Genomic DNA, 14002 nt, shown 5'->3' with positions numbered 1-14002 from the left:
CGGGTGCAGTGGAGGTCAGTGCGGCCGGTGGGGCGCGTGAGGCGCCTCGACGTGGGCCTCCGAGCCCGGGAACACCATGCTCTCGCGGCCGGTGTCCAGCCAACGTACCGTGTACGGCGGTGTGCCGTCGGCGTGGCGCAGCTCCGTGATGACACCGATCCGGCGTGGTTCGCCGACGTGGATGGCTTCGAGCACCAGGCGGTCTCCGACGTGTGCCTTCATACCTTCACTGTGCGCCGTCGGCCGGGGGGCTGTCAGGCGCATCACTGGCCTGCCCGTCGGGACTCTCGGCCGTGGGCGCCATCGGGAACTCCCGGTGGCGGCCTGCCGCCAGCGAGTGGACGGCTCCGTCGACGCCCAGGCGGATCGGTGGTGCCTGGCATGGGCGCAGCCCGACGCGCAGCCGCCGGTGATCGACGTCGATGACGACCCAGTGGCCGCGGTAGAGAACCTCGACGTGCAGCGCCCGCAGTTCCCTGGGCAGGCGCGGGTGCAGGTACAGCACGTCGTCGCGGGTCTCCAGGCCGGTGTAGCAGCGCATGGCCAGGTCGACGGTGCCGGCCATGGAGCCCAGGTGGACACCGCCGCGGGTGCTGCCGCCGCGGGTGTCGGCCAGATCGGCGCCCAGCGCCTGCGTGAAAAGCGCCCAGGACTGCTCGCGGTCGGCGCGGGCCTGCACCCAGCTGTGCGCGATCCGGCTGAGGCTCGACCCGTGCGCGACCCGTGCCAGGTAGTAGTCGACGGTGCGGTCGATCGTCGCCCGGTCCAGCCGGTAGCCGAGTCGTTCGAACAGCGCCTGCAGCTCGGCTGGGGACAGCAGGTACAGCAGCATGAGCACGTCGGCCTGCTTGGAGAGCTGGTAGCGGTTGGGGGTGTCGCCCTCGGCGCGCAGAACCGCGTCGATGCCCACCAGGTCGCCGTACCGGGTCCGGTAGGTCGCCCAGTCGAACTCGGCCAGGTCGCCATACCCCGCGAATTGGCTGATCACGCCGTTGTGGAACGGCACCCGCATCCGGCGGCTGATCCGCTCCCACCAGCGCGTCTCGGTCTCGTCGACGCCCAGCCGCGTCCACAGGGTGCCGCAGTGGTGCCCAGCGAGCAGGTCGATCACGTCGAGGGCGCGGGCCAGGGCCCATGCGGTCATCACGTTGGTGTAGGCGTTGTCGCGCAGTCCGGGCTCCGCCGAGCCGGGGTAGGCGTCGTGGTACTCGTCGGGGCCGACGACGCCGCTGATGCCGTAGCGGTCGTCGCCGGGGTCGTAGTCGACCAGCCCGGCCAGGTAACGGGCGATCTCGACGATCATCTCGGCACCGTGGTCGGCGAGGAATTCGACGTCGCCGGTGACCTGGTAGTACTGCCAGGTGTCGTAGACGATCGCGATGCCGACGTGGCGCTGCAGGTGGGAGTAGTCCGGGATCCACCGGCCGAGGTTGGTGTCGTACAACTCCGTGGGGGTCTCCTCGCGGCCGTCGCTGCCGCTCTGCCAGGGAAACATCGCCCCGGTGCGCCCGGCGGCGCGGGCCGCTGCGCGGGCGGCGTCCAGGCGCCGCCATCGGTACAACAGCAGCGCCCGCGACAGTGCGGGCAGGCGCAGGTTCAGGACCGGGAACACGAACATCTCGTCCCAGAACACGTGCCCGTGGTAGCCCTCGCCGTGCAGCCCTCGGGCCGGGACCCCGGCGTCCAGCTGCGCGGTGTGCGGTGACAGGGCCTGCAGCAGGTGGAAGGTCTGCAGCCGCAGCGCGAGCACGACCTCGTCGTCGGCATCGACGGCCAGGTCGAACCGTTCCCACAGCGTGTCCCACGCACGTTCGTGGTCGGCCAGCAGCTCGGTGAAGGTCCCGGCCGCGGTGGCGCCCTGCCGTGCGGCCAGGGCGGGCTCGCTGACGGCCGGGTCGCGCGAAGTGGCGGTTGCGACGATCTTCTCGACCGTGACGGGGTGGCCTTCGGCTAGGTCCAGGCGCAGGGTCTGGCCGGCGAGTCCGTCTTGCAGCCACGGTCTGCGTGGCACTGCCAGCGGTTTGCCGTGGGTGTCGCGCACGACGGTCCGGGCGGCCATCGCGATCCGGATCATGGACTGGACCGTGACTGCGGTGAGCGTGCAGAGGTCGCCGTCGGCGGTGACCGATTCGACCCTGAGGTGCTGTTTGACCAGGGGTGCGTCCTCGGGCAGGTTGGCGTTGCTGACGTGGCCGTCGATGCCGGAGCAGACCTCGATGGTGCCGGCCCAGCCGTCGGCGGTGAACGTCGTGTCGAGCGCGGCCAGGTGCGCCGTCCCCATGTGCACCAGGCGCCGCTGCACGACGGTGGTGTGCCGGCCTGCGGCGTCGCGGAAACCGAGGGTGCGGGTGAGCACCCCGGCGCGCAGGTCGAGTTCCGTGCGGTAGCCGGTCAGGTCGGCGCTGTCGGGGCCGAACCAGTCGCCGCCGGTGGTACGCCAGCGCAGCGGCAGCCAGTTAGGGACGTTGACCAGGTGCTCGTGCTCCACGATCCGGCCGGCGACGGGGGTCTGCAGACGGTTGTAGACACCGGCGATGTAGCTGCCGGGGTAGTGGACGGTGTCGGCGGGGCATTCCGGGGCCGCTGCCCGCGTGCCGAGATAGCCGTTGCCGGTGGCGCACAGTACTTCGCGTAGGCCTTCTCGTACCGGGTCGTAGCCGTTGTATCGCAGGACCCAGTCGCTGTGTGCCTGTCCGCCGGCGTAGAAGTCACTGACGTCGGCCATGCCCGGCACCGGTCGCGGCCGGGTGTCCAGGCCGAGTTCGGCCAGGTCGGCCACGACCAGGTCGGCTCCGGCGTTGCCCAGCAGCTGCGGTCTGCCGCGGCGGTCGACGCCGACGACGAGCCCGAACCCGCCGCGGCGGCCTGCTTCGACGCCGGCGAGTGCGTCCTCGATTATCACGGCCCGGTCTGGTGACACGCTGAGCCTGCGTACGGCCTCCAGGTATGTCGCGGGTTCGGGCTTGCCGGGCAGTCGCAGTGCGGCAGCGTCCTCGCCGTCGACCCGGGTGTCGAACAGGTCGCCCAGGCCGGTGTCGGCCAGCACGCGGGCGGCGTTACGGCTGGCGGTGACCACAGCGGTGGCTATCCCCGCCTCTCTGAGCCGCCGCACCAGGTCGACCGACGTGTGGAACACGTGAACACCTTGCTGGTCCAGCAGCTGGCCGAACAGTTCGTTCTTGCGGTTGGCCACCGCCCACACAGTCTGCTCGCCGGGCGGGTCGGCGGGCGTTCCTTCGGGCAGGTGCAGGTTGCGTGACTGCAGAAAGCCGCGTGCGCCGTCCAACCGGGGCCGGCCGTCGACGTAGGCGCTGTAGTCGGCTTCGATGTCAAACGCCGCGGCCGCAGCACCGGCGTGCGCCTTCAGTGCGGCGTCGAAGGCCTGTTTCCAGGCCGCGGCATGCAACGTCGCGGTGTCGGTGATCACCCCGTCAAGATCGAACACGACGGCGTCGAGCCGGTCAGCGCGCAGCGTCGCCGTGCTGCCCGGTTCCGGCTGACGGGCGGGGCTGGTCACGGCGGATCGAGCATCTGTGCGGCAGGGCGCCGCGGGCTGTGGGCGGGCTTTCCGGGCGGTGGATGGCCGACCCGGACCAGGATCTGCGGGTGTCCCGGTCCGTAGATCAGGCGTGAGATCCGCGCCCGCAGATCAGGAAACTCGATCACGTCGCTGATCGGCGCCGACCCCAGCCCGGCGGCGGTTGCGGTCAGCAGCACCGCCGACAGCGCCTCGCCGGCTCGCAGACGGTCGGTGCCGGTGTCGGCGTCGGCGAACAGCAGAGCGTACGTTGCGCCGACGTCATGTTCCGGGCCTGCGGAGAAGCCCGAGCTGAAGTAGGTGAAGTCGCGTACGGGCACCCGGCGCTCGGATGCGTTCACTGCGGTGACGGCGGGTATGCCGTCGCCCGCGTCAGCCGGCCTGTTCGTCCAGCGCAGCAGTTCCTCCTGGTAGATCGGATCGGTGGCCTGCCGGGAGGCTGCTTCAGTGGCCGCCTCCCGCAGGACGATCATCTGGTCGTCCGTCAGCGGCTGCAGGTGTACGCCTTGCTGCTCGGCGGCCGCGACCAGGGTGCTGATGGACGCGCTGCTGACCGGTTCGGCGGTGAACGCCCGCCGGTCGGTGTGTCGGCGGGCCATCGCCCGATAGAGGTTGACCATCGTGTCGTGGGCGGCGGCGTCGCGGATCGTGATGACCGCCAACGGGGTGCCCGGTGTCTGGACACGGTGACGGCGTATCTCGGGGTTCAGGCCGTTGGCCGACAGCGCCACACAGGCGTGGTGCAGCGCGCAGCCGCAGCTGATCAGCAGCTGCCGGCTGTCGGGGTCGGTGGCGAGCCGGCGGTGCTGGTCGGCGAACAGTTGCAGGCTGTCGTTGCCAGTCCGCCAGATCCACGGCTGGCTGTTGAATACCGACGGCGCGGCCAGCGCGTCCCGCGCCGCCTCGAGCAGGGCGCCGTGCAGGCCCAGCCGCGTGACGTTCATGGTTTCACGGTATGCCGCCCGCAGCCTTGTTCATGGGCAGTCTGCGCAGGTCAGGGCCGAAGTCCCGGCATGCGCGGCCGACCGGCCCTGTCAGCGGCGTACCGGGCGAGCTTCAGATGGAGGTGAGACACCACGGAAGGAGAAGATCATGACCGCGCTCGTTCCCCGGTTGTTCGGGGACCTGTCCGACCTGTTCGACGACCGGCCGATGTTCGCCGGCCACGCCATCCGCATCGAGGATTTGCTCACCGACGAGCAGTACCAGATCCGCGCGGAACTGCCCGGCCTCGACCCAGAAAAGGACATTCAGGTCAGCATTGACAACGGCGTCCTGAGCATCCACGCCGAACGGCGCGAGCAGGAGAAGGGTCGCAGCCGGTCGGAGTTCCGTTACGGCATGTTCACCCGCGCTGTGCGCCTGCCCGGCAACGCCGACGTCTCGGCCATCCATGCCGACTACGACAAAGGCGTTCTTGAGGTGACCGTTCCGCTGAAGGCCTCCGAGGCTGCGGCCAAGCAGATCCCCGTCAAGGCCAAGTAGCCGGCAGCGGTGACGCCGGTGGGGCGAGACGGCCTCCACCGGCGTTACCGTCACGTCCGACCGCAGGACAGCGGACAATGATGGTCGTGACGAAGGTGGCCGTCCGGGCGGCGAAGCTGCCCGTACGAGAGATCATGAGCAAGCCGCCATGCTGCGCGCGCACGTCGAGTGCGCTGGCTGAGGCGCTGGCCGAGATGGGGCGTGAGCGGCTGCGGCATCTGGTTGCCGTCGACGACGGCGGGCGTTGCGCGGGTGTGATCTCCGACCGGGTCATCGCGGCGGCGTGGGCGGCCGACCCGATGTCGCTGACCGCGCGCACCATCGGGTCGGTCATCGACCGGCAGCCGGCGATTGTCGGCCCCGATGCGACCGTCATGGACGCCGCCAGGCTGATGGGTGCTGCGGGAGTCGACGCGGTGGCCGTCGTCGACCGGCGTGGCGTGGCAGTCGGGATCGTCACTGGCGCCGACCTCGTGGCCCTGCTCGCCAAGTGAGGCTCGCCGATGCCGCGGTCGCACCAGGCTGGTCGCCGGAGCGGGATAGCCGATGGGGATGCTGGGCCTGGCTAGGGCTGCGGGATCTGGCCGGGCCAGGTGGTGCGCTCGGCTGGCAGCCGCGGTGTGCCAGGTACCGGCGCCTGGTCGGGGTCGGCCAGTCCGAACCGAAGCACCAGCATTGGATACCCGGCACCGGCCAGCATCCGGCGCAGGATCTCCCGCGTCGCGGGCACCTCGACCACGGAACTCAGCGGCAGCACTGCCACACCCAGGTCGGTGGCCTTCAGCCAGCAAGCCGACAGCGCCTCCCCCGCTCGCAGCCAGTCACCGGGCTGATCTCCGGAGGTGAACAGCAGTCCGTAGACGGCCGATCGGGCGTGGCCGTGCCCCGTGTCGAGGGTGCCGGGCCGGCCGAAGTCACGGCCCGGCACATCGGTCTGCGGAGCCGTCTGCGGGACGGCGTCTGAGGGCACGCCGGTGCGGGCCGGGCGGGTGCCGCCGATCCAGTAGTCCATTTCCGCCCGCTGTTCGGCATCGGCCAGGCCGATCTCGTTGGCGCGGGCGGCGGCTACCGCCAGGTCGTCGAGATCCGGTTCTGCGAGCCAGTGCAGGCTGGCGCCTTCGTCGGCCGCGGCCTGCCGGATGAGCTCCAAGGCGTCGTGGGGCACTTTCCGCTCGACGGTCGGGCGGCGGTCGGTGTGCCGGACGTCTATCTCGTCGAACAGCCGCCGCTGCTGCGCGGTTGCCGTTCCATGCCCGCTCACCGTGATCTCGGCCAGGGCGTCGGCCGAGCGGACGTCAGGCATCCGCTTCACCTGCGGCACCCAGCCACCCGCGTGCAATGCGAGCCGGGCGTGATGCAGTGCAGCGCCGCAGCTGATCGTCAGCAGTCGTCCCTCCGAGTCGGCTGCGCGCAGCTGCCGGCTGCGGTCTGCGCGAAGCTGTAGGCCTGTGCGGGTGGCGAGCCACCGCCACGGCTGAGTGTTGTGCACCGACGGGGCACGGCCGCCGATCTCGGCGGCCCGCTGGTACGCCGTGAGCAATTCGTCGCTCTGCGACGGCTGCCGGTCTGTCATCGATGCCTCGCAGCTTGCGCCATCAACCAGTGATACCGCAGCGAGGGCTTCCGAAGTGCGCTTTTGCCCGAAGAGGGCCTGTGGTCCCGGGTGGTCGGGTCGACATGCCCTTCCCGCTCGGCCCGCCCGCGCGCATTTTGGAGGCTGGAGGAACTAACAGCGGAGGTTGAGATGAAGGCTATCTACGCTACCCCGGTCCTGGTAGGCGCCCGGCGTTGCTCCTGGACCCGCCGCCCGGTAGCCGAGGTGATGAGCAGCCCGGCGCTGGCCGCGCCTTCATCGGTGCCCCTTGATCACGCACTGCAGCAGATGCTCGTCGGCGGCTTCCGGCACCTGGCGATTGTCGATGAGCAGGGACGCTGTATCGGAGTATTGGCGGCCCGCGCCATCGCGGCTGCGTCAGCGGGGCGACATGTTCTGGGTGAACTCACCGCCGCAGAGGTTCTCGACCACGAGGCCGCGGTGCTGGATTCGCGGGCTGTGGTCGTCGACGCCGCACGGTTGATGAGGTCGGCGGCGGTCGACGCCGTTGCTCTGGTCGACGACACCGGGTGCCCGGTTGGGATGCTCACCAGCAGCGATCTGATCAAGCTCATCGCATCCTGAGGGCCGCGGTACGGGTCGTCAACAGGCGGCGGTGCCGGCTTGGGCGTATGCAAATGCACGATCGAAGACGCGGATCAAACGGACAACTGGGGCAACCAGCGGCCGTCACACATCGTGAACAATCCACATAAGCCCTGACAGGTACGATACCTGACTTAAGATGTGAGGCGGCTAACGAATTCCCAGCCGCGCCTTGCCGACAAAGCGGCAGTTGCCGGGTGGGCCCATGACCGCGGGCGTTCCGCCGACCGATGAGGGACAAACTCGCCATGTCTCTGCCCGCACAGCCGGCACCTGAGCCCCTTCCGAATGCCGACTGCCTGGCCGACCGGACATGCAAGTTCCTATACGACCTCACCGGATCCAGATGGCTCTCCGAGGGCGGCTACTACCTGCTGGTAAAGCCGGTCCGTATCCTCCTGATCGTCCTCGGCGCGATGATCATCCGTGCGGTGCTGAACCACGGCATCGACAAGTTTGTCACCCGCACGGTGAAGGGCAGGACCATCCTGCGGCCCATCCGAGAGAAGGTCCCCTCCTCCGTCGCCGCAGCCACCACGGTCTTCGCCGACCGCCGCGTTCAGCGGGCAGAGGCGCTGGGATCGGTGCTCAAGAGCGTGGTCACCGCGACTGTGTTCTCCATCGCGTTCCTGATCGTCCTCAGCGAGTTCGAAATCAATGTCGGTCCCCTGCTCGCGAGTCTGGGCGTCGCTGGCGTGGCTTTGGGCTTCGGCGCCCAGTCGCTGGTCAAGGACCTCATCGCCGGAATGTTCATGCTCATTGAGGATCAGTACGGCGTCGGCGACGTCATCGACACCGGTGAGGCGCTCGGCGTGGTGGAGTCGGTCGGACTGCGCATCGTCAGCGTCCGCGACATCCACGGCGTGCTGTGGCACGTCCGCAACGGAGCGATCATCCGGGTCGGCAACAAAAGCCAGGGCTGGGCCACCATCGTGGTCGACATACCCATCGGGTTCGTCGGAGTTGACAAGGCCACGGCCGTGCTGCGGCGGGCCGTGGAAGGGTTCGCCCATGACCCGCAATACTCCGGCTACCTGCTCGAATCGCCGCAGGTGCTGGGCGTGGAGAGTGTCAGCATGGATGGTGTGATGATCCGCACGGTTTGCAAGACCTCTACCGACCAGCAGTGGGACGTGCAGCGTGAGCTGCGAAGGCGGCTCACTGAGGCCATCGAGGCGTCGGGAATCGCTGCGCAGATGCAGGCGTACCGATCGCTGCGGGCGTTGCTGCCCATGCAGGAACCGCCGCAGGGTCGATGACTGCAGGCCGTGCCGCCGTGTGACGCGCGTGCAGGAGCGCGGGTGGCACAGAGCCTCGGCGCCGAGCGAGCTACTGCCGCGTCATAGCGATCTTGTATCGGTCGTCGGCGCTGATCAGGTCGTCGCTGTGGTGGGCGTCTGGTCCGAGGGTGATCTCGACCCAGTGCACCTGGCCGGTGAACGCGGCCTCGTGCAGGCTGTAGTCCGGGCTGACCGTGGTGGCAGTGTCGTTACCAACATCGGTGGTTTCGTCGGCGGAGAAGACCATCGGCACTGTCGCGTCGACGCGGCCTTCGCCGACATTGGTGCCGTCAAGGTACAGGGTCACGGTGCCGCCCTTACCGAGGCCGCCACCGTCGTAAGCGAATTCCATCCGCACCTGGTGGTCGCCCGGCAGAATGGACTGGGTCCCCACAACGGTGAAGGTCTTGAGGCCGAAGAGGTTATAGCAGTACGCCGGCTTGCCGTCCTTGACGTACAGCGACCAGCCGCCGAACGCGCCGCCCTGCGCGATGATGGCCCCTTGGGCACCGTTCGGTGGGACCGTGACCTGTGCCGTGACCGCGTGTGACTTGTTCTTGACGATGACCACCGAGTTCTCGCTCAGTCGGCCCATGCCGCCGTAGAGCAGCTGCCTGTCGCCGCGGATCAGGGTCGGCCGGCCGGCCAGGTCAGCGTTGAAGCGCTCGGGCCGACGGTCGTCCAGCGGCAGCACGTTGAACCGGGCGGCCTCGGTCAGGAACAGCCGCTGCAGTTGCCGGAGCTTGTCCGGCTGCTGGGCGGACAGGTCACGGGCCTGGGTCCAGTCGTCGGGGCCGTACAGCTCCCACACGTCGTCGTCGTAGCCAGGCAACAGCGCCTGCGTGAACGACCACGGCACCGAATGTCTGGTGACCGCTGTCCATCCCTTGTGGTAGATGCCGCGGTTGACGAACATCTCGAAGTACTGCGTATCATGCCGCTCCGCTGCATTCGGATCGTCGAAGGTGTACACCATGGACACCCCTTCCAGCGCGGCCTGCTGCACGCCGTGTACGAAATCCGGCTGCGGCAGCCCCGCCGCCTCCAGCACCGTCGGCGCCACGTCGATCACGTGATGGAACTGGTGGCGCAGCTCGCCGCGGGCCGTGATCCCAGCCGGCCAGTGCACGATCGTGCCGTTGCGGGTGCCGCCCCAGTGGGAGGCGACCTGCTTGGTCCACTGGTACGGGGTGTCCATCGCATGCGCCCAGCCCACCGCGTAGTGGTTGTACGCCCTGGGCGTGCCGAAGTCGCCGATGCGGGAGGCCATGAACTCGGGGGTCTCCAGGCCCTCGATGCCGTTGAGGATGATGTGCTCGTTGAAGGTGCCGTTCACGGTGCCTTCGGCCGAGGCCCCGTTGTCGCCGATGATGCAGTAGATGAGAGTGTCGTCGAGGACCTCGAGGTCGGCCAGCGCCTCGATGAGCCGCCCGGCGTGGTGGTCGGTGTGCTCCAGGAACCCGGCGTAGACCTCCATCTGCCGCGCCAGCACGGGCTTGAGGTCTTCGGGCATGTCGTCCCAGGCCGGGATCTCGGCGGGCCGCGCGGTCAGCTGCGCGTCGGGCGGGACCACACCGATCTCCTGCTGCCTGGCGAAGGTCCGTTCGCGCAGCCTGTCCCAGCCGTCGTCGAACCGGCCGCGGTACCTGTCCGGCCACTGCACCGGCACGTGGTGCGGCGCATGCGTGGCACCGGGCGCCCAGTAGACGAAGAACGGCTTGGCACCCATCAGTGCCCGCTGCTGGCGTATCCACGCGATGGCCTGGTCGGTCATGTCTTCGGTGAAGTGGTAGCCCTGTTCCGGAGTCCGCGGCGGCTCCACGGGCACTGTGTTCCGGTAGATCGACGGTGCGTACTGGTTCGCCTCACCGCCGATGAACCCGTAGAAGTACTCGAACCCGCCACCGGCGCTGGGCCAGGCGTCGAACGGCCCGAGGGGACCGGTCTGCCAGACGGGCACCTCGTGGCACTTGCCGAACTGCGCCGTGGAATACCCGTTCAGCTTCAAGATCTCCGGCAGCGGCGCCTTCGTGTTTGGCCGTACAGAGCTGTACCCGGGCGCGGAGGTGGCCATCTCGGTGACCCCGCCCATTCCGACCGAGTGGTGGTTTCGGCCGCTGAGCAACGCCGCCCGGGTTGGCGAGCACAGAGCGGTGGTGTGAAACCGGGAGTAGCGCAGTCCGCCGGCTGCCAGGCGATCGAACGTCGGGGTGGCGATCGGACCGCCGAAGGCGCTGGATGCCCCGAACCCGCAGTCGTCGATGAGTATCACCAGTACGTTGGGCGCAGACGGAGGCGGCAGCAGCGGTTCGATGGGCGGGTACGAGGTGTCGGGGTCCTTGGCGTCGTATGTCGCGGACGCCGGCTGCTCGACATGTGGGATCGGCAGCACGTTTCGGCTTCTCGGCTCTGCCATCGCCATCACCTCTGGATGTCGGTCCACTGTTCACGGTAGGGAACGCGGCCGTCGGTGTCCGGTGGTTCGCCGGAGGAGGATCGGCCGTGAGCCGGTCGGCGGGCGGCGGGTGCGCGCGGGCGGGAAGCAGCCGTTAGCTGGGCCGCTGCGGAGAAGAGCTTTCGCAGGCGGCTGGCGTGCTCGCCGGCGTATACAGAGGTGGTGACCCTGCGAGAGATTGACGGCTGACGGGCATCAACTGCCGGCCGCATTGCCGGAAAGATCTTCGCGGTACCTCGCTTCTGGTTGTGACGATCGGTCCTTCAGGGTTGAACGCGTTCGATGGTTTCCGTGGTAGGCAATCGGGGTGTGCGTGGCGCATCGCCCTGTGTGGGGTCGGGTATGGCGAGCCGTATGGCGAGCTGGGCGTACCCGATACCGATGAGCAGGCGGTTGACCAGTTCTCGGGTGCGGGGTGGCTCGACGGCGGCCGAGAACGGCAGGAGTGCGATGTTCATGGCCGTGGTGGCGAGCCAGATGTCGGACAGCGCTTGCCCGGCGCGCAACCACGCGCGAGGGTCGTCGGCGTACCCGTAGAGGATGGCGTAGGTGGCGGCGTCGTCGTGTTGATCGTTGACGGGCAGTGTGCCGATGTGGCCGAAGTCGCGGTTCGGCACTGTTGTCGAGGTCGGCCCGGTGAGAATGTTCGCGTCGGGTATCCCTGCGCCGCTGTGCCGGTCGGTGCCGGTCCATGTGTCAAGTTCGCGGCGGGTTGCCGGGTCTGCGGTTTCGTCGGCTTGAGCTTGGGTGATCGCTGCGGCCAGCTCGAGGACCTTGTCCCGGTCGAGTGGCTGCAGACCGCTCAGATGGGTCGCGGCGGTTGCCTGCAGCAGCGGCATGACGTCGGTGGGTATCGGCTGCTGCTTGGGCGGGCGCCTATCGGTGTGCCGCACCTCGATCGCCTGGCGTAGGCGCTGAGCGTCGGGCACCGGTCGTGCGCGAGCGATGGCAGTGATCGTCGCCAGGTGGAGCGGATTATCCGGTTGGGGCAGCAGCCGCACTTCGGTTGCGCTCCCGGCAGCGGCAAGGGCGACCTGGGCGTGGTGCAGGGCGGCACCGCAGCTGACCGTAGCCAAGCGGCAGTCGGGGTCCGTGACGTGCAGTTGACGGCTAGCGTCGAGGTACAGGTCGGCGGTGCTGGCATGGATGCGCCATCGCCATGGTTGAGTGTTGTGGATCGATGGCGCTCGTGCCGCGACTGCTGCGGCTGCGCCCAGTTGGTCGGCGACAGCGTGGTCGCCGGGAGGCAGCTGATCACTGATCATGATCTCGCTCCGTCCTGCGGTCGTCACGACACGGTTCTTCCACCAGTATGGCCGTGCCACGCGGCCCCGTCAGGCAAGCCGCAACGGCACGTCCTCACCGCCCACCGGTGACCGACCGGTTTCGCTTGGATGCGTCGGTCGGCCTGGCGGGCGCTGCCGCCGTGGCCGAGCTTGATCTGGATGGCCACCGGCCTGGTGGCGACGAAGGTGGATTCCTCGCCCTCGCGCTGCTCGCCGGGCTTGCCATGCCCACCGCCGTCGGCACGTCACGGCTGGTCATCGCCATGAAAATCGACGGCCGGCCTGGCTGGATACCTGCACAGCATCACAATCGACTGGCGCCTCACCGCCGCCGTGACCGCAGTCGCGGTCGTCGGCAACCTCACCGTCCGCCAATCCTGCGACCACCGCGGCACCGGACCTCAAGACACCGTTCAAGCGGACGGCACTGCATTACGCAAAGCGCCGCATAGGTGTTCGTTTCCGCCTTAAGGTTGTCGCGGTGAGGTGTTCAGGGAGGCCGACATGAGTCAAGCCGTACGAAGCGCAGCCATCGCTGCGGCGTTCATCGCCGCGACCGCGTTATCCGGCTGCGCGGGCGTCCAGAGCACCCAGAGCCCGCCGATTCCGGCGGCAGTGCAGCCGAGCCCCACGCAGCAGTTCAACGACACCGACGTGCAGTTCCTCCAGCAGATGATCGTTCACCACCAGCAGGCACTGATGATGGCCCGGATGGCCGCAGCCAAAGCCGCCGACGCGGATGTCAAGCAGCTCGCCGCTCAGATCACACAGGAGCAGGCGCCCGAGATCGAGCAGATGAGCGCCTGGCTGCAACAGTGGGGCAAGCCCGTGCCGTCGATGGGCCCAGGCATGGCACTGCCGTCGATGTCGCCGCCGATGGGCCCCGGCATGATGCCGTCGATGCGCCCTATGCCCGACATGGGACGCCTGCAGAACATGACCGGCCAAGGATTCGACCAGATGTTCCTGCAGATGATGATCGCCCACCACGAGGGCGCGGTGACGATGGCGAAGGCCGAGATCGCCGGTGGCGCGAATCCGGCCGTCAAGCAACTGGCCGAGAAGATCCAGGCCGACCAGAGTGCTCAAATCGAGCAGATGCGCCAGATGCTGAACCCGTCGCCCAGCCCCACCCGCTGAGCCGGCGCCGACGGAGTCAAGCAGCTTTTGGGTTGCGCTGGGGCTGCTCCTCATTCCGTGTGACGACCAGCTCGCCTATGTCTGACCCGCAACGGTGAGAAGCACGACGGCGTCCTCGGTCGCGGTCAGGGCATGGCGGCTGTCCGGCACGACCAGCAGGTCCCCGCCAGCGCCTTCGCATGAGGTGTCCTGCGTCGTCAGAAGCACCCGTCCTTGCAGCACATGCAGGGTGGCTTCGCCTGGATTCTCGTGCTCTGCCAGGGACTCACCGGCACGCAAAGCCAGGACGGTCTGGCGCAGCATGCGAGTACGTCCTCCATACACGGTTTGGGCGCTCCGGCCGCTCGATGAATCTCGCGCGGCGTCCATCAACCGCACCGCCAATGCCGTTAACGACGTCTTCTCCATGGCCGCCTCCCTTCAGCAGTAAACCGACGCGCCTCTGGCCGCCGAATCCAGTGGCGGCAATAGCCTCAGGATGCAGGATCGCGACGTCGGCAGCAGTTGAAAACGATGCGCCTTACCAAATTCAAAGGATCACGGTACCAACAACGGCATCTTCGGCAGTGCTGATCCGATGAAGCTCGCGGCCGTGGCGCCAGCCGGATTCGGCGCTCT

Annotated in this window: 12 protein-coding genes and 1 pseudogene; 6 read left to right on the top strand and 7 right to left on the bottom strand. The window is 68.5% G+C overall.

All coding sequences use genetic code 11. From position 1 onward, the window contains the following. Window positions 1-15: 15 nt before the first annotated feature. Genes Cba03nite_RS29575 through Cba03nite_RS29565 form a run of 3 tightly spaced genes read right to left on the bottom strand, consistent with a single transcriptional unit; the run spans window position 16 to window position 4482 of the window. A complete protein-coding gene (locus Cba03nite_RS29575) occupies window positions 16-222 on the bottom strand; it encodes a DUF1918 domain-containing protein (protein WP_203753140.1) in 207 nt (68 codons plus the stop codon). Between the two features lie 4 nt (window positions 223-226). Next, the gene (locus tag Cba03nite_RS29570; RefSeq protein ID WP_308442769.1) at window positions 227-3517 is read right to left on the bottom strand and encodes a beta-phosphoglucomutase family hydrolase; all 3291 of its coding nucleotides are present in this window, start codon (window positions 3515-3517) and stop codon (window positions 227-229) included. Continuing rightward, window positions 3514-4482 carry an Acg family FMN-binding oxidoreductase gene (locus tag Cba03nite_RS29565; protein WP_203753137.1) on the bottom strand — a complete coding sequence of 323 codons (969 nt, stop codon included), beginning with the start codon at window positions 4480-4482 and terminating at the stop codon, window positions 3514-3516. The genes Cba03nite_RS29570 and Cba03nite_RS29565 overlap by 4 nt, the downstream gene beginning before the upstream one ends. A 148-nt stretch (window positions 4483-4630) precedes the next feature. On the opposite strand from Cba03nite_RS29565, the gene Cba03nite_RS29560 reads away from it, so the two are divergent. Beyond that, window positions 4631-5023, top strand: coding sequence for an Hsp20/alpha crystallin family protein (locus Cba03nite_RS29560; RefSeq protein ID WP_203753135.1), 393 nt, complete (start codon window positions 4631-4633; stop codon window positions 5021-5023). An 86-nt stretch (window positions 5024-5109) separates the two neighbouring features. Further along, the gene (locus tag Cba03nite_RS29555; RefSeq protein ID WP_203753133.1) at window positions 5110-5517 is read left to right on the top strand and encodes a CBS domain-containing protein; all 408 of its coding nucleotides are present in this window, start codon (window positions 5110-5112) and stop codon (window positions 5515-5517) included. Between the two features lie 71 nt (window positions 5518-5588). Here the strand turns inward: Cba03nite_RS29555 and Cba03nite_RS29550 are convergent, their stop codons facing one another. Beyond that, window positions 5589-6596 carry an Acg family FMN-binding oxidoreductase gene (locus Cba03nite_RS29550; RefSeq protein WP_203753131.1) on the bottom strand — a complete coding sequence of 336 codons (1008 nt, stop codon included), beginning with the start codon at window positions 6594-6596 and terminating at the stop codon, window positions 5589-5591. Window positions 6597-6767: 171 nt separating this feature from the next. On the opposite strand from Cba03nite_RS29550, the gene Cba03nite_RS29545 reads away from it, so the two are divergent. Together Cba03nite_RS29545 and Cba03nite_RS29540 are read left to right on the top strand one after the other, a co-directional pair. Then, the gene (locus Cba03nite_RS29545; protein ID WP_203753129.1) at window positions 6768-7202 is read left to right on the top strand and encodes a CBS domain-containing protein; all 435 of its coding nucleotides are present in this window, start codon (window positions 6768-6770) and stop codon (window positions 7200-7202) included. Between the two features lie 269 nt (window positions 7203-7471). Further along, the gene (locus tag Cba03nite_RS29540) at window positions 7472-8482 is read left to right on the top strand and encodes a mechanosensitive ion channel family protein (RefSeq protein ID WP_239126093.1); all 1011 of its coding nucleotides are present in this window, start codon (window positions 7472-7474) and stop codon (window positions 8480-8482) included. Window positions 8483-8552: 70 nt separating this feature from the next. On the opposite strand, the gene Cba03nite_RS29535 is transcribed toward Cba03nite_RS29540, so the two are convergent. Together Cba03nite_RS29535 and Cba03nite_RS29530 are read right to left on the bottom strand one after the other, a co-directional pair. Further along, complete coding sequence (locus tag Cba03nite_RS29535) at window positions 8553-10919, bottom strand: arylsulfatase (RefSeq protein WP_203753125.1); 2367 nt, start codon at window positions 10917-10919, stop codon at window positions 8553-8555. Window positions 10920-11221: 302 nt separating this feature from the next. Continuing rightward, entirely contained in the window at window positions 11222-12223 is a 1002-nt protein-coding gene (locus tag Cba03nite_RS29530) for an Acg family FMN-binding oxidoreductase (RefSeq protein WP_203753122.1), read from the bottom strand. Window positions 12224-12420: 197 nt separating this feature from the next. Here Cba03nite_RS29530 and Cba03nite_RS40055 point away from each other — a divergent pair. Further along, window positions 12421-12607: pseudogene (locus tag Cba03nite_RS40055) on the top strand (sulfite exporter TauE/SafE family protein); the annotation flags it as partial. A 141-nt stretch (window positions 12608-12748) separates the two neighbouring features. Beyond that, complete coding sequence (locus Cba03nite_RS29525) at window positions 12749-13384, top strand: DUF305 domain-containing protein (RefSeq protein ID WP_203753119.1); 636 nt, start codon at window positions 12749-12751, stop codon at window positions 13382-13384. 75 nt (window positions 13385-13459) lie between these two features. Here Cba03nite_RS29525 and Cba03nite_RS29520 read toward each other — a convergent pair whose 3' ends face one another. After that, window positions 13460-13792 carry a cupin domain-containing protein gene (locus Cba03nite_RS29520; protein ID WP_203753116.1) on the bottom strand — a complete coding sequence of 111 codons (333 nt, stop codon included), beginning with the start codon at window positions 13790-13792 and terminating at the stop codon, window positions 13460-13462. Window positions 13793-14002: the final 210 nt, after the last annotated feature.

Origin of the sequence: Catellatospora bangladeshensis, from assembly GCF_016862575.1 — a bacterium.
Taxonomy (GTDB): Bacteria; Actinomycetota; Actinomycetes; order Mycobacteriales; family Micromonosporaceae; genus Catellatospora; species Catellatospora bangladeshensis.
This window is presented reverse-complemented; position numbering and strand designations above follow the sequence as displayed.

Bases quoted from the DNA above. Each gene is read 5' to 3' on its own strand.
- Cba03nite_RS29520 (WP_203753116.1), bottom strand. From the start codon at position 13,792: ATGGAGAAGACGTCGTTAACGGCATTGGCGGTGCGGTTGATGGACGCC.
- Cba03nite_RS29530 (WP_203753122.1), bottom strand. From the start codon at position 12,223: ATGATCAGTGATCAGCTGCCTCCCGGCGACCACGCTGTCGCCGACCAA.
- Cba03nite_RS29560 (WP_203753135.1), top strand. From the start codon at position 4,631: ATGACCGCGCTCGTTCCCCGGTTGTTCGGGGACCTGTCCGACCTGTTC.
- Cba03nite_RS29565 (WP_203753137.1), bottom strand. From the start codon at position 4,482: ATGAACGTCACGCGGCTGGGCCTGCACGGCGCCCTGCTCGAGGCGGCG.
- Cba03nite_RS29540 (WP_239126093.1), top strand. From the start codon at position 7,472: ATGTCTCTGCCCGCACAGCCGGCACCTGAGCCCCTTCCGAATGCCGAC.
- Cba03nite_RS29545 (WP_203753129.1), top strand. From the start codon at position 6,768: ATGAAGGCTATCTACGCTACCCCGGTCCTGGTAGGCGCCCGGCGTTGC.
- Cba03nite_RS29575 (WP_203753140.1), bottom strand. From the start codon at position 222: ATGAAGGCACACGTCGGAGACCGCCTGGTGCTCGAAGCCATCCACGTC.
- Cba03nite_RS29525 (WP_203753119.1), top strand. From the start codon at position 12,749: ATGAGTCAAGCCGTACGAAGCGCAGCCATCGCTGCGGCGTTCATCGCC.
- Cba03nite_RS29550 (WP_203753131.1), bottom strand. From the start codon at position 6,596: ATGACAGACCGGCAGCCGTCGCAGAGCGACGAATTGCTCACGGCGTAC.
- Cba03nite_RS29535 (WP_203753125.1), bottom strand. From the start codon at position 10,919: ATGGCAGAGCCGAGAAGCCGAAACGTGCTGCCGATCCCACATGTCGAG.